21 protein-coding genes are annotated in these 22811 nt (G+C 59.2%); 11 read left to right on the forward strand and 10 right to left on the reverse strand.

Features of this window, described 5'->3' with window-relative positions:
• Positions 1-9: 9 nt before the first annotated feature.
• Together AACY11_RS16775 and mfd are read right to left on the reverse strand one after the other, a co-directional pair.
• Entirely contained in the window at positions 10-576 is a 567-nt protein-coding gene (locus tag AACY11_RS16775) for a CsiV family protein (RefSeq protein ID WP_339433382.1), read from the reverse strand.
• 10 nt (positions 577-586) lie between these two features.
• Positions 587-4036 carry a transcription-repair coupling factor gene (gene mfd / locus AACY11_RS16780; RefSeq protein ID WP_339495343.1) on the reverse strand — a complete coding sequence of 1150 codons (3450 nt, stop codon included), beginning with the start codon at positions 4034-4036 and terminating at the stop codon, positions 587-589.
• 354 nt (positions 4037-4390) lie between these two features.
• On the opposite strand from mfd, the gene AACY11_RS16785 reads away from it, so the two are divergent.
• On the forward strand, positions 4391-5854 hold the full coding sequence (locus AACY11_RS16785; RefSeq protein ID WP_339433380.1) for a glyceraldehyde-3-phosphate dehydrogenase: 1464 nt from the start codon (positions 4391-4393) through the stop codon (positions 5852-5854).
• Positions 5855-5928: 74 nt separating this feature from the next.
• Here AACY11_RS16785 and AACY11_RS16790 read toward each other — a convergent pair whose 3' ends face one another.
• Positions 5929-7227, reverse strand: coding sequence for an MFS transporter (locus AACY11_RS16790; RefSeq protein WP_339433379.1), 1299 nt, complete (start codon positions 7225-7227; stop codon positions 5929-5931).
• 74 nt (positions 7228-7301) lie between these two features.
• Here AACY11_RS16790 and AACY11_RS16795 point away from each other — a divergent pair, with 74 nt between their 5' ends.
• Together AACY11_RS16795 and sthA are read left to right on the forward strand one after the other, a co-directional pair.
• Positions 7302-8351 (forward strand): FAD:protein FMN transferase, encoded by a 1050-nt coding sequence (locus AACY11_RS16795; RefSeq protein ID WP_339495345.1) that lies wholly within the window; start codon positions 7302-7304, stop codon positions 8349-8351.
• Between the two features lie 197 nt (positions 8352-8548).
• Positions 8549-9943: a Si-specific NAD(P)(+) transhydrogenase gene (gene sthA, locus AACY11_RS16800; protein ID WP_339433377.1), complete on the forward strand. Its 1395-nt coding sequence runs from the start codon at positions 8549-8551 to the stop codon at positions 9941-9943.
• A gap of 42 nt (positions 9944-9985) precedes the next feature.
• Here sthA and AACY11_RS16805 read toward each other — a convergent pair whose 3' ends face one another.
• Together AACY11_RS16805 and AACY11_RS16810 are read right to left on the reverse strand one after the other, a co-directional pair.
• Positions 9986-10708 carry a glycerophosphodiester phosphodiesterase gene (locus tag AACY11_RS16805; protein ID WP_339495347.1) on the reverse strand — a complete coding sequence of 241 codons (723 nt, stop codon included), beginning with the start codon at positions 10706-10708 and terminating at the stop codon, positions 9986-9988.
• Positions 10709-10722: 14 nt separating this feature from the next.
• On the reverse strand, positions 10723-11304 hold the full coding sequence (locus AACY11_RS16810) for a PilZ domain-containing protein (protein ID WP_339433375.1): 582 nt from the start codon (positions 11302-11304) through the stop codon (positions 10723-10725).
• Between the two features lie 94 nt (positions 11305-11398).
• Here AACY11_RS16810 and AACY11_RS16815 point away from each other — a divergent pair, with 94 nt between their 5' ends.
• From AACY11_RS16815 to AACY11_RS16825, 3 genes are all read left to right on the forward strand, one after another.
• On the forward strand, positions 11399-12649 hold the full coding sequence (locus tag AACY11_RS16815) for a lipoprotein-releasing ABC transporter permease subunit (RefSeq protein WP_339495349.1): 1251 nt from the start codon (positions 11399-11401) through the stop codon (positions 12647-12649).
• Positions 12642-13340, forward strand: a complete 699-nt coding sequence (lolD, locus tag AACY11_RS16820) for a lipoprotein-releasing ABC transporter ATP-binding protein LolD (RefSeq protein ID WP_401160251.1) — start codon at positions 12642-12644, stop codon at positions 13338-13340. The genes AACY11_RS16815 and lolD overlap by 8 nt, the downstream gene beginning before the upstream one ends.
• 63 nt (positions 13341-13403) lie before the next feature.
• Positions 13404-14648, forward strand: coding sequence for a lipoprotein-releasing ABC transporter permease subunit (locus AACY11_RS16825; protein ID WP_339433372.1), 1245 nt, complete (start codon positions 13404-13406; stop codon positions 14646-14648).
• Between the two features lie 106 nt (positions 14649-14754).
• Here the strand turns inward: AACY11_RS16825 and AACY11_RS16830 are convergent, their stop codons facing one another.
• On the reverse strand, positions 14755-16104 hold the full coding sequence (locus AACY11_RS16830; protein ID WP_339433371.1) for a heavy metal sensor histidine kinase: 1350 nt from the start codon (positions 16102-16104) through the stop codon (positions 14755-14757).
• Complete coding sequence (locus tag AACY11_RS16835; protein ID WP_339495351.1) at positions 16104-16784, reverse strand: heavy metal response regulator transcription factor; 681 nt, start codon at positions 16782-16784, stop codon at positions 16104-16106. The genes AACY11_RS16830 and AACY11_RS16835 overlap by 1 nt, the downstream gene beginning before the upstream one ends.
• Positions 16785-16948: 164 nt before the next feature.
• Between AACY11_RS16835 and copI the strand changes: the two genes are divergently transcribed.
• Both copI and queF read left to right on the forward strand, forming a co-directional pair.
• Entirely contained in the window at positions 16949-17482 is a 534-nt protein-coding gene (gene copI / locus AACY11_RS16840) for a copper-resistant cuproprotein CopI (protein ID WP_339495353.1), read from the forward strand.
• A gap of 61 nt (positions 17483-17543) precedes the next feature.
• The gene (queF, locus tag AACY11_RS16845; protein ID WP_339433368.1) at positions 17544-18374 is read left to right on the forward strand and encodes an NADPH-dependent 7-cyano-7-deazaguanine reductase QueF; all 831 of its coding nucleotides are present in this window, start codon (positions 17544-17546) and stop codon (positions 18372-18374) included.
• 87 nt (positions 18375-18461) lie between these two features.
• Here queF and AACY11_RS16850 read toward each other — a convergent pair whose 3' ends face one another.
• Both AACY11_RS16850 and AACY11_RS16855 read right to left on the reverse strand, forming a co-directional pair.
• Entirely contained in the window at positions 18462-18725 is a 264-nt protein-coding gene (locus AACY11_RS16850) for a DUF4404 family protein (RefSeq protein WP_339495355.1), read from the reverse strand.
• Between the two features lie 108 nt (positions 18726-18833).
• Positions 18834-19454: an HAD family phosphatase gene (locus AACY11_RS16855; RefSeq protein WP_339433366.1), complete on the reverse strand. Its 621-nt coding sequence runs from the start codon at positions 19452-19454 to the stop codon at positions 18834-18836.
• A gap of 197 nt (positions 19455-19651) precedes the next feature.
• On the opposite strand from AACY11_RS16855, the gene AACY11_RS16860 reads away from it, so the two are divergent.
• Positions 19652-20341: an MlaA family lipoprotein gene (locus tag AACY11_RS16860; protein WP_221733205.1), complete on the forward strand. Its 690-nt coding sequence runs from the start codon at positions 19652-19654 to the stop codon at positions 20339-20341.
• Between the two features lie 54 nt (positions 20342-20395).
• On the opposite strand, the gene AACY11_RS16865 is transcribed toward AACY11_RS16860, so the two are convergent.
• Complete coding sequence (locus tag AACY11_RS16865; protein WP_221733204.1) at positions 20396-20695, reverse strand: PilZ domain-containing protein; 300 nt, start codon at positions 20693-20695, stop codon at positions 20396-20398.
• Positions 20696-20970: 275 nt separating this feature from the next.
• Between AACY11_RS16865 and rssB the strand changes: the two genes are divergently transcribed.
• Both rssB and rssC read left to right on the forward strand, forming a co-directional pair.
• Positions 20971-22155 (forward strand): two-component system response regulator RssB, encoded by a 1185-nt coding sequence (rssB, locus tag AACY11_RS16870; protein WP_221733203.1) that lies wholly within the window; start codon positions 20971-20973, stop codon positions 22153-22155.
• On the forward strand, positions 22152-22634 hold the full coding sequence (gene rssC / locus AACY11_RS16875; protein WP_042560140.1) for an anti-sigma factor antagonist RssC: 483 nt from the start codon (positions 22152-22154) through the stop codon (positions 22632-22634). Before rssB ends, rssC begins: the two co-directional genes overlap by 4 nt.
• Positions 22635-22811: the final 177 nt, after the last annotated feature.

Raw genomic sequence — 22811 nt, forward strand, 5'->3', positions numbered from 1 at the left:
GGACTTCGGTCAGTCCGCAATGGCTTCAGGCGCTTGCCGTGGAGCTGGAGCCGTCAGGGAAGTGATCTTGATCAGCAGGGCCAGGTGGCCGTTGTCGAGATAGTTGAGTTGGCCGTTTTTGGTGTGACTGTCCTGTCGCAGGCGTTCGCTTGAGGTGACCAGGCCATTGGCGTCGATCTGATTGACCCAGAAGTCGGCCGTCACGTCGGTGAAACGCCCGAGCTTCATCTCAAGCGTGCCTTCGATCGGGAACTGGCCGAACTGTTCTTTGCCGTCGCTGACAGCGACTTTGGTCGGCGCCTCGCCAAGTGGCTGCTGCCAGGCTTTGTGCATCAACACGCTGTAGTCGCCGCTGGCGGTGAGTTTGCTGGCAACATCGCCGAGCGCAGGTGTGCGGTTGCTATCATCGCCCAGGCGCTGGGCGCCTGCGGCCCAGTCTTCCGGTGCGGTGCGACTGACAATCGCCGGAACCGCGTTCTGGCGGACCAGAATCATTTCAACTTGATAGGTGTCATCGGCAAATGCCGTGGGCGCTACCAAGGTCAGTAGCAAGGTCAGTGAGCGAAACAGGCGCATGCGGCGTCCTTCAAGCAGTTTTCGGGATGAGGCGCTCGAACAGCGCCTCTACAGTATTAAAGCGCTCTTCCGGGCGCTCCATCGGCACCTGGAACTTGAACATCGTGGCGCCTTCGAATTTGTAGCGTTTGGGCTGGCTCTGGATCAGTTTGATCAACGTCATCGGGTCAACCGGCGTCTGCGCGGCGAATTCGATACGTCCACCTTGCGGCCCGCCATCGACCTTCTTGATGCCCAGTTGTTCGGCCTGCAATTTCAGCGCAGTGATGCGCACCAGATTTTTGGTCGGCTCCGGCAGCAGGCCGAAGCGGTCGATCATCTCGACCTGCAAGTCCTTCAAGCCTTCCTCGTCAGTCGCCGAGGCAATGCGCTTGTACAGGATCAGTCGGGCATGAACATCCGGCAGATAATCTTCCGGAATCAGCGCCGGCACTCGCAGATTGACCTCCGGGCCACCGCCGAGCGGTTGATCGAGGTTCGGTTGCTCGCCCTTGCGGATCGATTTCACCGCGCGCTCAAGCATCTCCATGTACAGCGTGAAGCCCACGGCTTGAATCTGACCGCTCTGGCCATCGCCGAGCAATTCGCCTGCGCCGCGGATTTCCAGGTCGTTGGTCGCCAGTACGAAACCGGCGCCAAGGTCCTGGGTATTGGCGATCGCCTCCAGACGCTTTTCTGCGTCCGAAGTGATTTGCTGGCGTGGCGGTGTCAGCAGGTAAGCGTAAGCCTGGTGGTGACTGCGACCGACGCGACCGCGCAACTGGTGCAACTGCGCCAGACCGAACTTGTCGGCGCGTTCGATGATGATGGTGTTGGCGCTTGGTACGTCGATGCCGGTCTCGATAATGGTCGAGGCGATCAGCACGTTGAAACGCTTGTGGTAGAAGTCGCTCATCACCTGTTCGAGGTCACGTTCGCGCATCTGCCCGTGGCCGATGCCGATCCGCGCTTCCGGCACCAGTTCGGCCAGATCGGCGGCGCATTTCTCGATGGTTTTCACATCGTTGTGCAGGTAATAAACCTGGCCGCCGCGCAGCAGTTCACGCAGCAAGGCTTCTTTGACCGTGCTCTTGTTCTGCTCCATGACGAAGGTGCGCACCGACAGGCGCCGTGCCGGCGGCGTGGCGATGATCGACAGGTCACGCATGCCCGACACCGCCATGTTCAGCGTGCGCGGAATCGGCGTCGCGGTCAGCGTCAGGATGTCGACTTCGCTGCGCAGGGCTTTGAGCTGTTCTTTTTGACGCACACCAAAGCGGTGTTCTTCGTCGATGATCACCAGCCCCAGGTTTTTGATCTTCACATCGTCGGAAAGCAGCTTGTGGGTGCCGATGACGATGTCGATCTTACCTTCGGCCAGATCGGCAATCGCAGCGTTGACTTCCTTGGCCGATTTGAAGCGGCTCATCACTTCCACGGTCACCGGCCAGTCGGCGAAGCGATCACGAAAGCTGTTGTAGTGTTGCTGGGCGAGCAGGGTGGTCGGCACCAGAATCGCCACCTGGCGGCCGCCGTGCACGGCAATGAACGCCGCGCGCATGGCCACTTCGGTCTTGCCGAAACCCACGTCGCCGCAGACCAGTCGATCCATCGGTTTCGGCGCGAGCATGTCTTCGCGCACGGCTTCGATGGTCGATTGCTGATCCGGCGTTTCTTCGAACGGGAAACCGGCACTGAACGTCGCGTAGTCGGCTTTCGGGTCGGCAAATGCGTAGCCTTCACGAGCGGCACGGCGGGCGTAGATATCGAGCAGTTCGGCAGCCACATCACGCACCTGTTCGGCGGCTTTGCGTTTGGCTTTCTGCCAGGTCTCGGAGCCGAGGCGGTGCAGTGGGGCCAGCGCATCGTCGCTGCCGGTGTAGCGAGCGATCAGGTGCAAGTTGGCGACGGGCACGTAAAGCTTGGCGTTTTCGGCGTATTCCAGGGTGAGGAATTCGGCAGCCTGATTGTCGATTTCCAGAATCGTCAGGCCCAGGTAACGGCCGACGCCATGGTCGATATGCACCACCGGTGCGCCTTCGCGCAGTTCGGTGAGGTTTTTGATCACCGCGTCGTTGTTGGCGTCGGTACGCTTTTCGCGACGGCGACGCTGCATCACCCGCTGGCCGAACAGTGGGCTCTCCGCCACCAGTGCCAGCGAAGGCGTGTCGAGCATCAGGCCTTCGTCGAGCGGGGCAATAGTAATTGCCAGGCGATCCTTGCTCGCGACAAAGTCCGGCCAACTGTCGACGGTTTTCGGCCGCACCTTCAAGCGTTCCAGCAGTTCCAGCAACACTTCGCGACGGCCCGCCGATTCGGCGGTGAACAGCACGCGGCCAGGGAACTCATCGAGGAACGCTGCCAGCGCCGCCAGCGGTTGGGTGGCTTTGGCTTCGATGGCCAGATTCGGCAGCGCTTGAGCGGGGAAGCGTTCGCGACCAGCGCCAGTGTCCACGTCCTGCTGACTGGCAACCACCCGCGGCCAGTTCTTGAGGCGGGCGAAGCAGTCTTCCACCGGCAGGAACAGTTCGGCGGGTGGCAATAAAGGACGCGATGGATCGACGCGGCGTTCTTCATAGCGGTTGCGCACGTCGTTCCAGAAGTTCTCTGCCGCTTGCTCGATGCCCGGCAGCGAGAACACTTGCGTGTCCTGTGGCAGGTAATCGAACAGGGTCGAGGTTTCATCAAAGAACAGCGGCAGGTAATACTCGATACCGGCCGGTGTGATGCCACTGCTCAGGTCCTGAAAGATCGGGCAGCGACGGAAGTCGACATCGAAACGCTCGCGAAAACGCGCCTTGAAGCGGGTCACCGCATCTTTTTGCAGCGGGAATTCCCTGGCCGGCAGCAGCTTGACCGAATCGACCTTGTCGATGGAGCGCTGGTTTTCCGGGTCGAAAGTGCGCAGGGTTTCGATTTCGTCGTCGAACAGATCGATGCGATACGGCAGTTTGCTGCCCATCGGGAACAGGTCGATCAGCGCGCCGCGCACGGTGAACTCGCCATGTTCGTAAACGGTGTCGACGTAGCGATAGCCGCTGGCTTCAAGCCGCGAGCGCATCTGTTCGACATCAAGCTTCTGGCCGACGTCCAGCACCAGGCTGCTGCCGAGCAGGAATTTGGTCGGTGCCAGGCGATGCAGGGCCGTGGTGATCGGCACCACCAGCACGCCGTGCTCCAGTTCCGGCAGCCTATATAGGCTGGCGATGCGCTGGGAAATGATGTCCTGGTGCGGCGAGAACAGATCGTAGGGCAGGGTTTCCCAGTCGGGGAAATGCAGAACGGGCAAATCCGGGGCGAAGAAACTCAGCTCCTGTTCCAGTCGTTCAGCACTCTGGCTGTCGGCGGTCAGTAGCAGGGTGAAGCGCTTGGCAGCGCTGGCAGCCTCGGCAATCGCCAGGCTCAGGGCGGCACCGGGCAGGTTGCCCCAGTGCTGTTTACCTGCCTCGGCAGGGAGAAGCGGAAGACGCAGAACAGGCACGGAAGGTTGAGCTCCAGGCGTTGCGACAAAGTCGGTAATTGTAGCGGCGTCAGGTGCTGCCTGTCAGTTGCAGACTGTGTCTATCTTCGCTTATTGCGCAAAATGTAGTGGTAACCATAAAAACGAGTACTTTTTTAATGATTATGTAGTGCCGAAACCGGGTGGTGTTACGGAGGGTTACGGACATCGTCTAACAGTCGTCGAAAAATTGACTGCGCTGCAGGCCCCGGTTTTACTGGGCTAGAGAAAGGCGTAATTTTTTTGAACGGGATTTTGTTACCGGTTGCGCGACAAGCGCGCATTGCTACAAGAGGCTCCCGGCGGCATAATGTAGCCCCTTTTTTCTGCCCCTACATGTGGAAGGTTACCGTGACTCAGAAGCCCGACCAGTGTCTTGGTGAATGGATCGACCGTGAAGCACTCGCAGAAGCGATGATTCCGCTTATCGGTCAGCTTTACCGCAATAACAACGTGGTGAGCTCGATCTATGGCCGCAGCCTGATCAACCAGTCTGTCATCGCGATTCTCAAAGCTCACCGCTTTGCGCGCCACCGTTCTTCCGACGACAGCGAACTCTCCGTCCACGAAACATTCCCTCTGCTTAAAGCCATGAGCGAGCTCAAGCTCGGCGCGGCTTCGGTAGACCTGGGCAAGTTGGCGTTCAAATTCCGTAACGAAGGCAATGGCCGCACCGCCGAGCAGTTCGTTCGCGAAGAGATGGCTGACGTGGTTGGCCAGCAAAACGCTTCGGCCCGCAAAGGCACCGACGTTGTACTGTACGGCTTCGGTCGTATCGGTCGTCTGCTGGCCCGCATCCTGATCGAGAAAACCGGTGGTGGCGACGGTCTGCGTCTGCGTGCCATCGTGGTGCGCAAAGGCGCCGACAACGACTTGACCAAACGCGCCAGCCTGCTGCGTCGCGACTCGGTTCATGGTTCGTTCAACGGCACCATCACCATCGATGAAGAAAACAGCACCATCACCGCCAACGGTAACCTGATCCAGGTGATCTACGCGAAGAACCCGACCGAGGTGGATTACACCCAGTACGGCATCAAAGATGCGCTGCTGGTGGACAACACCGGTGTATGGCGTGACGCCGATGGTCTGGGTCAGCACCTGGCGTGCCCGGGCATCGACCGCGTTGTTCTGACCGCGCCTGGCAAAGGCAAGCTGAAGAACATCGTTCACGGCATCAACCACGGTGAAATCACCGCTGACGACAAGATCGTGTCCGCCGCTTCCTGCACCACCAACGCCATCGTGCCGGTGCTCAAAGCTGTGAATGACAAGTTCGGCATCATCAACGGTCACGTCGAAACCGTTCACTCGTACACCAACGACCAGAACCTGATCGACAACTTCCACAAAGGCGATCGCCGTGGTCGTTCCGCTGCGCTGAACATGGTCATCACCGAGACCGGTGCTGCTACCGCTGCTGCCAAGGCCCTGCCTGAGCTGGCCGGCAAGCTGACCGGTAACGCGATCCGTGTTCCGACGCCAAACGTGTCGATGGCCATTCTCAACCTGAACCTTGAGAAAGCTGCCACCCGTGAAGAGATGAACGAGTACCTGCGCTACATGGCGCTGCACTCCGATCTGCACAAGCAAATCGACTTCGTCAACTCGCAGGAAGTGGTATCCACCGACTTCGTTGGCTCGCGCCACGCCGGTGTTGTCGACGCTGAAGCAACCATCGTTCAGGACAACCGCGTTGTTCTTTACGTCTGGTACGACAACGAGTTCGGTTATAGCTGCCAGGTTGTTCGCGTGATGGAAGATATGGCCGGTGTAAACCCGCCAGCCTTCCCGCGCTAAGCCTTAGCTGCACATGAAAACGCCCCGACTTTGGTCGGGGCGTTTTTGTTTGTGCGGCTGTTGAAGGTGTCCTGTCAGGCGCCGCCGACTACCGAGGCTTGCGCCGTGCGCAGTTCATGCTTATTGCCACGAAACAGCACCAGCGTCGCAATCAACCCCAGTACCGCCGCACCGCTGAGCCAGATCCCCGGCGCAGCCTTGTTGCCCAATATATGGATCAGGTATGTACACGCCGCTGGAGTGAAGCCGCCGAAGGTAGCCGTCGCCAGGCTGTAGGCCAACGAGAACCCGGTCGTACGAACCTCTACCGGCATGATCTCGGTCAGTGCCACCACCATCGCGCCGTTGTACGAGCCGTACAGGAACGACAGCCACAACTCGACGATCAGCAGATGGCTGAAACTCGGGTTCGCCACCAGCCACGACAGCGCCGGATAAGCCGTCAGAATCGCCAGAATTGTCGCCGCCAGCAATAGGGGCTTGCGGCCGATCTTGTCGGATACAGAGCCCATCACCGGCAGCCAGAAGAAGTTCGACAGGCCGATGCACACCGTCACCAGCAATGCATCCAGATCCGACAGATGCAGTTCAGCTTTGCCGAAGGTCGGGGTGTAGGCGGTGATGAGGTAGAACGAAACCGTGGTCATCACCACCAGCGCCATGCCGGCGAGGACGATGCCAAAGTTCTGACTGATCGAGCGGACGATTTCCCGCAAGGTCGGGCGATGTTTGCGCGCCTGGAATTCCGGGGTCTCCTCCAGCGAGCGGCGAATGACGAAGATTATCGGAACGATCATGCAGCCGATCAGGAACGGCACGCGCCAGCCCCATTCGCCCATTTGCTCCGGACTCAGCCAGTGGTTGAGGCCGACGCCAAGCAGGCCGGCAAATACCACGGCCGCTTGTTGGCTGGCGGATTGCCAACTAACGAAAAAGCCCTTGCGCCCCGGGGTGGAAATTTCCGCCAGATAAACCGAGACACCGCCCAGTTCTACACCCGCCGAGAAGCCCTGCAGCAGGCGTCCGAACAACACCAGTAACGGTGCGGCGACGCCGAGCGTTGCGTATCCCGGTACGCAGGCAATCAGCACGGTGCCGGCGGCCATCATCGCCAGGGTAATGATCAGGCCTTTGCGACGACCATGGCGGTCGATGTAAGCGCCCAGAAAGATCGCGCCCAGTGGCCGCATCAGGAAGCCGGCGCCAAAGGTGGCGAGCGAAAGCATCAGGGAGGCGAAGGCGCTGTCGTTCGGGAAGAAAGTCTTGGCGATGGCCGTGGCGTAGAAGCCATAGACCATAAAGTCGAACATTTCGAGGAAGTTGCCACTGACAACGCGAAAAATCGCTTTGCCTTTGCCCGTTGTAGAGGACATGTGCAGGTACTCACTATTGAATTTTTATGAAGTCGTTGCGTTCGTTTGGGAGCTAGCGGGGTCTGTAGCCCATAATGGCTGGCGCGGTTTTGCAGGGAGATGAAGAATTGTTAATTGGACGCTGGGGGTGGCTCGTGGTGCTGGCTGGCATTTTGTCCGGCTGCGGCAACGGCGATTCCATGGAAAGCTTCGGCGGCCCGGCCATGGGCAGCACGTGGTCGGTCAAGTATGTGCGCCACGCCGGTCTTGCCGAACCGGCGATAGTTCGCAGCGAAGTGGAAGGCATCCTCAGCGAAGTTGATCAACAACTGTCCACTTACCGTAGCGACTCGGACATCGAGCGTTTCAACGCGTTGCCCGCTGACAGTTGCCGAGCCGTGCCCGCGTCGGTGCTCGAATTGGTTCGGGTCGGCGAACAACTGGCAGAGCAAAGTGAAGGCACCTACGACCTCACCGTCGAACCGCTGATGAATCTCTGGGGTTTCGGCCCGCAAGGTCGCGAAGAAAAAATCCCCGACACCGCTGCATTGGCTGAAGTGATGCAGCGGGTCGGCTATCAGCATCTGCGCATTGAGGGCGATCAGTTGTGCAAGGACGCCGCTGTTGAAGTCGACTTCAACAGCATCGCTGCCGGTTACGCCGTCGACACGATCGCTGCCAGACTGGATGCCATGGGCATCCACGATTACCTCGCCGAGGCCACGGGCGAGCTGAAGGCGAAGGGCAAAAAACTCGACGGCTCGCCATGGCGCATCGCACTGGAAGAGCCTCGCGATGATCAACAAGTCGCCGAGCGCATCATCAACGTCAATGGCTACGGCGTTTCCACCTCCGGCGACTACCGCAACTATTTTCTGCACGATGGCAGGCGCTATTCCCACACCTTCGATGCTCGTAGCGGTGCGCCGGTCCTACATGACCTCGCGTCAGTCACGGTGATTCATCCTTCAGCGTTGATGGCCGATGGACTATCGACACTGTTGCTGATTCTCGGTCCTGAAAGGGCGTGGGACTATGCCGAAAAACATGACATTGCTGCATTCTTTGTAATGCGTGCCGATACAGGTTTCGTCATACGCACCACTCAGGCTTTCGAGCGGCTCAGTGGCACAAAAACTGACTGAGGACAGTACGAAAGCTGGCGTTGTAGTGCAGGCAAAAGTAGCCTACGACGCGACCAAGGGTTAATGTGCGCGGCGGTGACGCTTCTATAGACTGTGTCCGGGTTCATTACTGGCCCCCAATTGTTCCTTCGCGCCGCCATTCGGCGTGATTTAGCCGCAGGTGCTGCTGGCACCTCGGCCTGTTCTGAGGAGTACGCATGGCTGTCTACAACTACGACGTGGTGGTACTGGGTTCTGGCCCAGCGGGAGAAGGCGCGGCAATGAACGCCGCCAAAGCAGGGCGCAAGGTCGCGATGGTCGACAGCCGTCGTCAGGTCGGCGGCAACTGCACCCACCTCGGCACCATCCCGTCCAAGGCACTGCGTCACTCGGTGCGGCAGATCATGCAGTTCAACACCAACCCGATGTTCCGGGCGATCGGTGAGCCGCGCTGGTTCTCCTTCCCGGATGTGTTGAAAAGCGCCGAAAAAGTCATTGCCAAACAAGTCGCCTCGCGTACCGGCTACTACGCCCGTAACCGCGTCGACGTGTTCTTTGGTACTGGCAGCTTCGCCGACGAGCAAACCATCGAAGTGGTCTGCGCCAACGGTGTGGTCGAGAAACTGGTGGCCAAGCACATCATCATCGCCACCGGCTCGCGTCCTTATCGCCCGGCCGACATCGATTTCCACCACCCGCGTATCTACGATAGCGACACCATCCTCAGCCTCGGCCACACACCGCGCAAACTGATCGTCTACGGCGCGGGCGTGATTGGTTGCGAATACGCTTCGATCTTCAGTGGTCTGGGGGTACTGGTTGAGCTGGTGGATAACCGCGGTCAATTGCTGAGCTTCCTCGACTCGGAAATCTCCCAGGCGTTGAGCTACCACTTCAGCAACAACAACATCACCGTGCGTCACAACGAAGACTACGAGCGTGTGGAAGGCGTCGATAACGGCGTGATCCTGCACCTCAAGTCCGGCAAGAAGATCAAGGCCGACGCCTTGCTCTGGTGCAACGGCCGTACCGGCAACACCGATCAGTTGGGTCTGGAAAACATCGGCGTGAAGGTCAATAGCCGTGGTCAGATCGAAGTCGACGAGGCATATCACACCTGCGTGCCGAACATTTACGGTGCGGGTGACGTGATCGGCTGGCCGAGCCTGGCCAGTGCCGCCCACGACCAGGGTCGTTCGGCGGCCGGCAGCATCGTTGATAATGGTAGCTGGCGCTTTGTAAATGACGTGCCGACCGGTATCTACACGATTCCGGAGATCAGTTCGATCGGCAAGAACGAGCAGGAACTGACCCAGGCCAAAGTGCCGTACGAAGTCGGCAAAGCGTTCTTCAAGAGCATGGCGCGAGCGCAGATTGCCGGCGAGCCGCAAGGCATGCTGAAAATCCTGTTCCACCGTGAAACCCTGCAAGTGCTGGGCGTTCACTGCTTTGGTTATCAGGCGTCGGAGATCGTGCACATCGGTCAGGCGATCATGAGCCAGCCGGGCGAGTTGAATACCCTGAAGTACTTCGTCAACACGACGTTCAACTACCCGACCATGGCCGAAGCCTATCGGGTAGCGGCGTACGATGGCCTCAACCGGCTTTTTTGACGGGCTCCGGCCGGTGGCCTGAGCCGGCCGGGGAGACCGATTTCAGCAATTCTCGAGGGTGGCAGTGGCCAAACCGGGAAAGTCTGTAATCAGGCTGTCAACGCCGAAGTCGGCGAGTCTGCGCATCAGCGCAGGCTCGTTGACGGTCCATACCGACACATGCAGCCCCTGACGCTGCGCCTTTTGCAGGCGTTCCGGCGTACACAGCGTCCAGTTCAGCGCCAGAATCTCACAGCCATAATTCTGGGCGACCTTCAACGGATCGAGCCAGGCGTATTCGGCTACTAGGCCGCGCGACACGTCCGGCACCAGATCCAGCGCCGCTTTCAATACTTCTCGCGAACTCGAAGTAATCGTGATCTTGTCCAGCAAGCCGTGGCGTTGAGCCATTTCTCGAATCGCCAGTACCGTGGTCGCAGCACGGGTGCGTGAAGCGCTTTTGACTTCCAGTTGCCAGTGTTCGAAATCGCACTTCTCGAACAACTCTTCCAGCGTCGGAATCGGGCACGGCTTGATCCAGCCCGGGCCGCCCTTGCGCGCGTCGTAGGTCACCAGTTCGGCGGCAGTGTGTTCGACCACTTTGCCGCGCCGCTCGGTGGTGCGCTTGAGCGTCGGGTCATGGATGACCATCAACTCGCCGTCCTTGGACAGGTGCAGATCCAGTTCGCAACGGCGTACGCCGTGCTTGAGACATTCCTGAAAGCTGGTCAGGGTGTTTTCCGGTGCTTCGCCCTTGGCGCCGCGGTGGCCGTAGATGAGGGTCACGGTGCTTCCTTAATTTAAATGCCAGATTCGTTCTGTTCGCGGGCCAGACGTCGTTCCTGAGCCTGCTTCTGCAAGATATAGCGGGCGAGCAACTGCCGCTGGGCATCGGTCAGGTGTTCGAACTCGGTGCCGACGTCATAGCCGTCACCCTTGCGGTCGCAATGGGTGACGCGGGCGCGCAGTAGCAGGCCCAGCGCCTGAGGCATCAGCACCAGTTTCACCGACAGGTGCGCACCGACCGCAATCGGCGTCGGGTACTGGAAGTCGATCCCGCCTTCGGAGATGATCACCGGTTGCGGCTCGCCGATGTGGCCGAGCACGGTCAGGGCGACCACCTGGCTAAGCAGGTCGATGCGCTTGTTCTGCGATTTCAGGAACGCAGCGATGGCCCTGTCGCGTTCGCTGATCTGGCGCAACAGGTGCTGCGACTCGAATTCACTCAGGTGCAGTTCGCTGAGCAGGTTGAAGAGTGGGGAAGCATCCTGCAACACTTCCTGGCCTGCGGCTTCGGGAGCAGACAGAGGCCTAATTTCCAGTGCGATCGTGTCCTCGATACGGTAGTATTCGCGGCGATCTTCTTCATCTAATGTCGACATGGCGAACCCATGGTAGCGGCGGTGGTCTGAGTGTAAAGCTGGTTATCGACCCCCGCCACAAGGACGTTCCTTTTCCCTCCGAACAAGCCCCGACATGTTCAGACCTCTCTTCGTATTTATCGGCACGCGTTATACCCGTGCAAAGCGTCGCAATCATTTTGTGTCATTCATTTCCCTGACCTCGATGATCGGGCTCGCCCTTGGCGTGGTCGTGATGATCGTCGTGCTCTCGGTGATGAACGGCTTCGATCATGAGATGCGCACCCGCGTGCTGGGCATGGTGCCCCACGCGACCATCGAATCCACCGAGCCGATCAACGATTGGCAAAGCCTGGCCGCCCAGGTCAAGCAGAACCCGCAGGTGGCGGCGGTTGCGCCGTTTACCCAGATGCAGGGCCTGCTGACCAACAACGGTCAAGTCTCCAAGGTGTTGCTCAATGCCATCGACCCTGCGCTTGAGCGCAACGTGTCGATCATCGACAACTTCATGAAGCAGGGCAAACTCGACGACCTGACGCCGGGCAGCTTTGGCATCGTTATCGGCGACAAGGCCGCCACCAAGCTTGGTGTGGGCCTCGGTGACAAGGTCACCTTTGTTGCGCCGGAGGTCAGCGTGACCCCGGCCGGGATGTTCCCGCGCATGAAGCGCTTCACCGTGGTGGGCATTTTCCATGTCGGCGCCGGTGAACTGGACGGCTTTCTGGGCGTCACCAACCTGCAGGATCTGGCGAAAATGCGTCGCTGGAAACCTGATCAGGTGCAGGGTATCCGTCTGAAGTTCGACGACCTGTTCCAGGCGCCGCGCGTGGCATGGAGCATCGCCCAGCAACTTGGCGAAGACCATTACTACGCTCGCGACTGGACGCGCACCCACGGCAATCTGTATCAGGCGATCCGTATGGAAAAGGCCATGATCGGGCTGCTGTTGCTGCTGATCGTCGCTGTTGCGGCGTTCAACATCATTTCCACGCTGGTGATGGTGGTGAACGACAAGAAGGGCGACATCGCCATTCTGCGTACTCTCGGTGCGACACCGGGCACCATCATGCGCACGTTCATGGTGCAAGGCACGGTGATCGGCGTGGTCGGCACCGCCATTGGCGCGGTGGTCGGAATCCTGGCCGCGCTTAACGTCAGTGCTGCGATTTCGGCCCTTGAAGGCCTGATCGGCCACAAATTCCTTAATGCTGACGTGTATTTCATTGATTATCTTCCGTCGCAGGTGCAGAGCCAGGATGTGGTCATGGTCTGCGCCGCTGCGTTGGTCCTGAGTTTCCTCGCCACCCTGTATCCAGCCTGGCGTGCCGCGCGCACCCAGCCGGCGGAGGCGCTACGTTATGAGTGAGTCGGGCATGAGTGAACAAGCAATCTTGAGCTGCCGCAACCTGGGCAAATCCTACGAGGAAGGTCCGGAGTCGGTAGAAGTGCTGGCCGGTCTGCAACTGGAGTTGCACCCGGGCGAGCGTGTCGCAATCGTCGGCACCTCGGGTTCGGGCAAAAGTACCTTGCTCAACCTGTTGGGCGGCCTCGACACGCCGACCCAGGGCAGCGTCTGGCTCGATGGCGAAGAACTCTCGGCGCTGAGCGAGAAGAAGCGCGGCCTGCTGCGTAACCGTGCGCTGGGTTTCGTATACCAGTTTCACCACCTGCTGCCGGAATTCACCGCACTGGAAAACGTCTGCATGCCGCTGTTGATCGGCAAGACGCCGATCCCGCAAGCACGTCAGCGCGCCACGGCGTTGCTGGAGCGGGTAGGGTTGGGTCATCGTCTTGAGCACAAGCCGGCCGAACTGTCCGGTGGTGAACGTCAGCGTGTCGCCATCGCCCGCGCCCTGGTCAACAATCCCGGCCTGGTGATGCTCGATGAGCCGACCGGCAACCTCGATTCCCATACCGCCCAAGGCATTCAGGATTTGATGCTGGAGCTCAGCACTTCGATGCGCACGGCGTTTCTGGTGGTGACTCACGACATGAACCTGGCTCGCCAGATGGATCGCGTCCTGCATTTGCAGGAAGGTTGCCTGACGCCCATCTGATTGGGCCCAAACCCGACGTCTGAAAGGCGTCGGGTCTTTTATTTTTATACGGTGCCCCAGCGAATGTTCAGACCGTTATCGATCTTTATCGGCGCACGCTATACCCGAGCCAAGCGCCGCAATCGCTTTGTTTCGTTCATTTCGATGACCTCGATGATCGGCCTCGCCCTCGGCGTGTTGGCGATGATTGTTGTGCTGTCGGTGATGAACGGCTTCCAGCGTGAAATGAGCTCGCGCATCCTCGGTATGGTGCCTCACGCGACCATCGTTGGCGTCAAGCCGATTGACGACTGGCAGCCCGTAGCCGCCGCCGCGATGAAAAATCCTGAAGTGACCGCCGCCGTGCCGTTCACGGAAATGGAAGGCATGCTCTCCTACAAGGGCTTGATGCAGCCGATCCAGATCAGCGGCGTCGATCCTGCTCAGGAAGGCAAGGTGTCGATTGTTGCCCAGCACATCGTCCAGGGCCGCCTCGATGCCTTGAAACCCGGTGAGTTTGGCGTGGTGATCGGCGAAATCACCGCCCGCCGTTTCCGTTTGAATGTCGGCGACAAGATCACCCTGATCGTGCCGGAAGTCAGCACCGCACCGGGGGGGATCACTCCGCGTATGCAGCGCCTGAACGTGGTTGGCGTGTTCAAGGTTGGCGCTGAACTGGACGGTTCCATGGGGCTGATCCATGTCGCCGATGCGGCGACCATGCAGCATTGGCAGCCGAATCAGGTGCAGAGCGTGCGTCTGGCGGTCAAAGACTTGTACGCGGCGCCGAAGGTCTCTGCGGACATCGCCGCCGGTCTGGGCGCCGATTTCAAGGCTGACGACTGGACCCACACTCAAGGCAGTCTGTTCAGTGCCATGAAAATGGAAAAAACCATGATCGGTCTGCTGTTGCTGATGATCGTCGCGGTGGCGGCGTTCAACATCATCGCAACCCTGATCATGGTGGTGAACGACAAGGGCGCGGACATCGCGATCCTGCGTACCATCGGCGCTACGCCCCGGCAGATCATGGCAATCTTCATGGTGCAGGGCACGGTGATCGGGATTGTCGGCACCCTGATGGGTGGCGTGCTGGGCGTTATCGCGGCGCTGAACGTCAGTGAGATGGTCGGCTGGGTCGAGCGGGTGACTGGGCAGCACATCTTCAGTTCCGATGTGTATTTCGTCAGCAATCTGCCGTCGCAATTGCAGGCGGGGGATGTGCTGTTGATCTGTTCCGCCGGGTTCATCCTGAGTTTCCTGGCGACGGTGTATCCGGCGTGGCGGGCAGCGAAGATCGAGCCGGCTCATGCGCTGAGATATTCGTAAGCTGTTATATCGCTTTCGCCAGCAAGCCCGCCTCCACAGAGGATTTGTGTACGACGCAGATCCAGTGTGTGCGGGCTTGCTCGCGAAGGGGCCGGAACGATGAATCTCAGTCTTTCTTGGGCAACTCAATCACAAACCGCGTCCAGCCCTGATCCGATTCGCAATGAATCTGCCCACCATGCGCCCGGACAATCGATTGAGTAATCGCCAGCCCCAGCCCCGCATGTTCACTGCTACCTTCCTGTCGCGCCGGATCCGTCCGATAAAACCGGTCGAACAAGCGTGGCAACAGCTCAGCCGAAACCTCTTCACCACTGTTCTCGACGGACACCCGCACAACATTCGTCTTATCCAGTATGGTCAGACGTACATGGCCTTCGGCCGGCGTAAACCGCAGCGCGTTATCCAGCAGATTCGACAGCGCCCGGCGCAACATGCTGCGGTCACCCTCGATTCGCGCATTCCCTTCGCGGCTCAATTGCACCCCGGCGTCTTCTGCCAGCGGCGCAAAAAACTCCAACAACGCATCCGCTTCTTCCGCCAGTTCCAACGGTTGACGCTTGGGCATCAGCAAGCCGTGGTCAGCCTTGGCCAGGTACAGCATGTCGTTGACCAGTTGCGCCATCCATTGCAGTTCTTCGAGGTTGCTGTGCAGCGCTTCGCGATAATCCTCGATCGGCCGTGGGCGGGTGAGGGTGACCTGGGTGTGGGTCAGCAGGTTGGAAAGCGGCGTGCGCAGTTCATGGGCAATGTCGGCAGAAAACGCCGAGAGGCGCTGAAAAGAGTCGTCGAGACGTGCGAGCATGGCGTTGAAGCTGTGGGCCATTTCCGCAAGCTCTGGCGGCATTTGCGCTTCCGGCAGTCGGGCATTGAGCGATTGCGCCGATATCCCACGGGCCACCGCACTCATCTGCCGCAGTGGCCGCAAGCCGCTGCGTGCGGCCCAGGCGCCCAGTAGCGCAGTGGCCAGCGCCGAGAGGCCGACGGTCAGCCAGATCAAATGCTGCATGCGTTGCAGGAAGTGCTGGTGATGAGTGATGTCCAGCAACAGGGTCAGTTGCGGTGAATCGGTGTTGTCCGGGTAGAGTGGGGCGTTGAGTACGCGGTAGTCAGTGCCATCATTGCGGATCGTCGACAGGCCCAGGTGTGACGGTAATTGCTTGGGGATCTGTGTCGAGCTGTCGTACCAGTGTTGGCCGTCACTGCCATTGATGCGCAGCGACAGATCAGCCTGACGGCTCAGTTCATCGGTCAGGCGCGCTTCGCGTTGGCCGGGTTGAACATCCTGCAGGGCGCGGCGCAGGCCGATGAGCTTGCCGTCCAGCAACTGCTGATCGAGTTCGACGAAGTGTGCCTCGCTGGCGTGGTTGAACAGGACCCCGGCACACAGCGATACCACGGCGGTACAAGCAGCAAACAGCAAGGCCAGTCGCGAGCTCAAAGACAACCGGCGCATCAGGCTGAGCGCTCTTCAAGCACATAGCCCATGCCGCGTACGGTGTGGATCAGTTTATTGGGGAACTCGTCGTGGATCTTCAGGCGCAAGCGGCGAATCGCGACTTCGATGACATTGGTGTCGCTGTCGAAATTCATGTCCCAGACCTGCGAGGCGATCAGCGATTTTGGCAGCACTTCGCCCTGGCGGCGCAGGAGCATTTCCAACAGGGCGAATTCCTTGGCAGTCAGGTCAATGCGTTGGCCGCTACGCTCGACCCGGCGGCGGATCAGGTCCAGGCGCAGATCCGCCAATTGCAGGCTGGTCTCCTGTGCGGTGGCGCTGCCGCGACGCAACAGGCTGCGCACTCTGGCCAGCAACTCGGAAAAGGCGAAAGGCTTGACCAGGTAATCGTCGGCACCCAGTTCGAGACCGTGAACCCTGTCTTCCACGGCGTCTTTGGCCGTCAGAAAAAGCACCGGTGTGTCGAGACCCGCACTGCGTACCGCTTGCAGGATTTGCCAGCCGTTGCGCCCCGGGAGCATGACATCGAGGATCAGCAACGCATAGTCGCCGCTCAAGGCCAGTTGCTGGCCGCTGTTGCCGTCGGCCACCAGTTGGGTATTGAACCCCGCCTCGGTCAGGCCCTGGCGCAGGTATTGGCCGGTTTTTGCTTGGTCTTCGACGATCAACAGTTTCATGGGCGACTCGGGTTGATTCGGGGTGTAGGAACGAAAGCTTTATACCGTGGGGCATCTCGGTAAGCGCGAACCTGACAAAGTTGTAATCTGCCTGTCAGGTAGATGCCAGCGCAGGCCGGCTAAAGTTTCCCACAGGCTGAACCCTCTCTTGTTGGAGTACGACCATGTTTTTGCGTAAATCCCTGGCGGTGACCGCGTGTCTGTTGACGTTGAGCTCGCCAGTGTGGGCCGCGTCGGCACACACCTATGCCTTCGGCGAACCCGCGCCTGCCGCCAAAGCCACGCGCAGCATCGAAGTGATGATGGCTGACCTGTCGTTCGACCCGAAGACGATCCAGGTCAAGGCCGGTGAGACCGTTCGCTTTGTGCTGGTGAATAAAGGCCAGTTGCTGCACGAATTCAACCTGGGCGACGCGGCGATGCATGCCAAGCACCAGCAGGAAATGTTGCAGATGCAACAAAGCGGCATGCTCACGCCTGCCGGCATGAAAGAAATGTCCCACGACATGGCGGGCATGGATCACGGTGCGATGAGCCATGGCATGAAGCATGATGACCCGAACAGTGTGTTGGTCGAGCCGGGCAAAACCGCTGAGTTGACCTGGACTTTCAGTAAAGCCACCAACCTGGAATTTGCCTGCAATATCCCCGGCCATTATCAGGCGGGGATGGTCGGCAAACTGACTGTCAGTCAGTAAGCACTCAAAGGCGCAAGCAAAGGCTGTTAGAATCCGCTGATTCTTCAGTCAGGTTTCCGCCATGCATCCCGCAGCCGAACACTCGCCGCTGGGTAAATCCAGCGAATACATCGCCACTTACACGCCGTCGTTGCTGTTCCCGATTCCGCGCACCGCGAAATGGGCCGAACTGGGCCTGACCGCCGATACCCTGCCTTATAAAGGTGTGGATTTCTGGAATTGCTTCGAATTGTCGTGGCTGCTGCCCTCGGGCAAGCCTGTGGTCGCGATCGGCGAGTTCAGTATCCCGGCGGATTCGCCAAACATCATCGAGTCCAAGTCGTTCAAGCTGTACCTGAACTCGCTGAACCAGACGCCGTTCGCTGATGTGGCCACGCTTGAAGCAACGCTGGCCAAAGATCTGTCCGCTGCTGCCGGCAAACCGGTGGGCGTGCGGGTTCGCAGCCTCAAAGACGTAGAAACCGAAGGCGTCGTCGCGCTGCCGGGTGTGTGCATCGACGATCTGGATATCAGCGTCAGCAACTACGAGCATCCGCGGCCGGAGTTGTTGCGGTGTGATGAATCGCGGATGGTCGAAGAGAGCGTGCACAGTCATCTGCTCAAATCCAACTGCCCGGTGACCAGTCAGCCAGACTGGGGCAGTGTGGTGGTGGAGTACCGTGGCTCGGCGCTGGATCATGCCAGTCTGCTGGAATACATCGTCAGCTTCCGCCAGCACTCGGATTTCCATGAGCAATGCGTGGAGCGGATCTTCCTCGATCTGCAGCGGTTGCTGAAGCCGGAGAAATTGACGGTATTTGCGCGGTACGTGCGTCGCGGTGGGCTGGATATCAACCCGTATCGCAGCACTGAGAGTGTGCAACTGCCGAACCATCGACTGGTGCGTCAGTAAGCATCCCGTTTGGTAACAGGCTGCATTTCAAATCGCGAAAACGAAAAAGCCCTGCCATTGCTGGCAGGGCTTTTTGCGTTTAGGGCGTCAGATCCCCATGCTGCCCAACGCATTAACGATGTTGCGCAGCGTGCCAGCGATCCCGGGGTGTTTGAGTTCAAAGCGTTCAACCGCCAGGGTCACGCCGTCGGCGATGTTGGAATCCTGGGTTTTGGTTTCGAGTTCAAGTTCCGCTTCGATCTGTTGCATCAGGTCGTGCAGGTTAGCGCGCTCATCTTCAGACAGCGGTGGATTCTGCTCCAGTTGCTCGCGCAGGGTATTGAGTTGTTCTTGCAGTTCGCGGGCGGGCATGGTGGTTTCCTTTTATCGAGAGGCATTGGCATAGACCGCGGCCGCGCGCCAAAGGTCTATGGCTGGCCTTTAGATTAATCCACTCTCGGCCAGCCTGCATGATCCCGATCAGGGCTTTTCGCCTTTGAGGCGACGCAGGCTGATGTCCGCCAGACAGGTTTGGAGCTCACCCAAATGATCGATCACCGAGTGCACGCCGAGTCCGAATAACTGCATGGTCGCCTTGCCGCGCAACTGCTCCCGTTCTTTTTGGCTCAAGGCTTGCCACTCCCCCGGCGCCAGGCCGCACAACGAGCCGCAGGAGGCGAGACCGATTGTCCATAACCCGGCATTCAGGCCGGCTTGCAACAGTCGTGGCTCGCCGCTGACCAGTACGCATCCGTCCAGACTGTGGACATTCAAATCCATGAGCGCTTGCCAGCAAGCGTTGGGCGCCGGCCATGGATTGATTGTTGCTGGATGTTGCGCGGGTTTGATCCAGTTCGGTAAGGCGGCTGACAGCGATTGCGCCAGGGCAGGGGACAGCTCATCCAGCCACGCGCATGGTATCTGCTGGCGCTGCAAGCTGTGCAGGCTATCGATTGCTCCAGGGGTGGCCTCGGCGTGCTCTGGCAGGATGGCCGCCTGTCGGCGGGCACGGGCACCGAAATCCACCAGACATCCGCTGAGGCCGAACAGCACGGCGGTCAGGCCGGGCGCGCTGAGGGGCAAAGTTTCGGCATGTGACATGGCAACGTCCCTGAAATAGCGGTAAGGCTAGGACCTGCCGGTGACAGTTGGATGACAGCTGCGTTAAAGCCGTTGCAGGAATCGTCCTACAGGTCGCTTCATTCGCAGACTGCCCAAAAGACCTTTTGCGCTTATACTAGCGCTCTTAACGCCTAGGCCTTGAAGCCCGCGCCAGTATAAATCCAAGGAGTTTTTCTATGCGCTGGAGCAACCCGCTCGCTCAGCTTTGTGTATATGCCGGCCTGCTGCTGGCTCCGTTCGCCACTCAGGCTGCAACGGAAGAAGACCCTTGGGAAAGCGTCAACCGTCCAATTTTCCAGTTCAACGACTTCGTCGATACTTACGCGCTGAAGCCTCTGGCGCAGGGGTATGAGTTCGTGACGCCGCAATTTCTGGAAGATGGCATCCACAACATGTTCCGCAACGTGGGTGACGTGACCAACCTGGCGAACAACATTCTGCAGGGCAAACCGGCAGCGGCGGGCGTTGATACCGCGCGCCTGATCTTCAACACCACGTTCGGGTTGCTCGGCTTCTTCGATGTCGGGACCAAGATGGGGCTGAACCGCAGCGACGAAGATTTTGGCCAGACGCTCGGCTACTGGGGGGTTGGCAGTGGCCCGTACGTGATGCTGCCGCTGCTCGGCCCAAGCACACTGCGTGACGCTCCTGCTAAATACGTCGACGGCTATACCGGTCCTTACCCTTACATCAACGATGTGCCGGTGCGTAATTCAGTGTTCGGCCTGAACATCGTCGACACCCGTGCCAGCCTGCTGTCGAGCGAGAAGCTGATCAGCGGCGACAAGTACACCTTCATTCGCAACGCTTACCTGCAGAACCGCGAGTTCAAGGTGAAGGATGGTAAGGTCGTCGACGATTTTTAATCTCGACCGATAAAATGAAGAGGGCGGCCTGTGGGCCGCCTTTTTTGTTTGCGCTTATTTCATCTGCAGAATAGTCAAACCGAGCTTTTGGCCGCCGCCATCCTGTGCCCGGACCCAGACCACTTCGGTCTCGGCTTCAAGCCCGCTGAGCGCGGCATGTTCGGAGTCGATGCGCACGCTCAATCGGTCGCCGACCGCAAATTGCCTAGGCGCCTCTACCTGCATGCCGCTGCTGGAGAGGTCGATGCATACCGCTGACACCTGATCACCTGCGTGAATCAATACGACATCGGCATCGACCCGCATACGGATGAAATCGCGCTTTTCGCTGTAGTCCCGACCGGTTTGACTCATGGCTTCGTCCTTCCATTGGGTTACGGTTTGAGCTGTTCTTATAACTCTCTGTGATTTGACAAGTAAAGTCGTCAAGCGACCATCGGCACATGCTTGAAACACCCCGCGGATGGGAGTACCGTCTGCGCCTTAGAAGGGCACCTCTGGTGTAATCGTCGTGCAGAGCAAACGCTCGAAAGCGATGCAGCAGAGAGGCTAGAAAGCGAATCCAGTAGTCAGTGCAGGGCTGTAGCCCCGCCCGCTACGCCAACCTAATTCTGGCGCCGTTTGCCCACATGCCAAAAACCAGTGCCACGCTGCTGATAATCGATGATGACGAAGTAGTGCGCGCGAGCCTCGCGGCCTATTTGGAAGACAGTGGTTTCAGCGTCCTGCAGGCCAGTAACGGCCAACAGGGTCTTCAGGTATTCGAGCAAGACACGCCCGACCTGGTCATCTGCGATCTGCGCATGCCGCAGATGGGTGGTCTCGAACTTATCCGTCAGGTCACCGAGCTATCGCCGCAAACACCGGTGATCGTGGTGTCCGGTGCCGGCGTGATGAACGACGCTGTCGAGGCCCTGCGTCTCGGTGCGGCGGATTACCTGATCAAGCCTCTCGAAGATCTGGCCGTGCTCGAGCACTCCGTGCGCCGGGCCCTGGATCGCGCGCGTCTGCTGCTGGAAAATCAGCGCTACCGCGAGAAGCTGGAAAAGGCCAATCGCGAGCTTGAGGCCAGCCTGAGTCTGCTCCAGGAAGACCAGAACGCCGGTCGCCAGGTGCAGATGAACATGCTGCCGGAAAGCCCGTGGAGCATTGACGAGCTCAGGTTTGCTCACCAGATCATTCCGTCGCTGTACCTGTCCGGTGATTTTGTCGACTATTTCCGTGTCGACGAGCGCCGGGTCGCGTTTTACCTGGCAGATGTATCAGGTCATGGCGCCTCTTCAGCGTTTGTGACGGTGCTGCTGAAGTTCATGACCACGCGTCTGCTGTTCGAGTCCAAGCGCAACGGCACGTTGCCGGAATTCAAGCCTTCGCAGGTTCTTGGTCATATCAACCGGGGGCTGATCAGTTGTAAGCTGGGCAAACACGTCACAATGGTCGGTGGAGTCATCGACGAGGAGACCGGTTTGTTGACCTATAGCATTGGCGGCCATCTGCCTTTGCCTGTGTTGTACACGCCTGACAGTGTTCGTTACCTCGAAGGGCGTGGTCTGCCGGTAGGCCTTTTCAATGAAGCCGCCTACGAAGATCACGTACTTGAGCTGCCGCCGACGTTCAGCCTGACGCTGATGTCTGACGGTATTCTGGACCTTTTGCCAGAACCTACGCTCAAAGAAAAAGAAGCGGCTTTGCCCGAGCGGGTGAAGTCAGCGGGCGGCAGCCTGGATGGTCTGCGGCAAGTGTTTGGATTGGCCACGCTAGGGGAGATGCCGGATGATATCGCCCTGTTGGTGTTGAGCAGGAACCTTCAATGAGTACCGGTAGAATCCAGTTCGCCGAGCAGGACGGCACCTTCGTCCTGAAGTTCGTCGGTGAAGTTCGCCTGACCCTGTGTTCGGCGTTGGATGCGACTATTGAGAAAATCTTCACCGCGCTGAACTTCAACGCGATCGTGATCGATTTGACCGAAACCCGCAGCATCGACAGCACCACGTTGGGGCTGTTGGCCAAACTGTCGATCCTGTCGCGGCAGAAGGTCGGCCTGCTGCCGACCGTCGTCACCACCCACGATGACATCACCCGACTGCTGCAATCGATGGGCTTCGAGCAGGTGTTCAACATCGTCAATCACCCGGTGCCATGCCCGGAGTGCCTGGACGATCTGCCTGATCAGGACCAGTCGGAAGAGGTGGTGCGGATCAAGGTGCTTGAAGCGCACAAGATCCTCATGGGGCTGAACGATTCCAACCGTGAAGCTTTCCATGACCTGGTGAATGCCCTCGAACGCCATTGATCCTCTGAAATCAGGTTGCCTGGCCAGGCCCCTTCGCGAGCAAGCCCGCTCCCACTTTTGATCTGTGTCGAGCAAAAAAAGACCTTCGGGAGTTTGCTTGCTCGCGAAAGCGTCAAATCTGACGTTACATTTGCCAGTGCTGGTGCAATGAAAAAGGGCGAACCTGTTAGGGTTCGC

This window comes from Pseudomonas sp. RA_105y_Pfl2_P56, assembly GCF_963970845.1.
In the GTDB taxonomy this organism is placed as follows: Bacteria; Pseudomonadota; Gammaproteobacteria; order Pseudomonadales; family Pseudomonadaceae; genus Aquipseudomonas; species Aquipseudomonas baetica_A.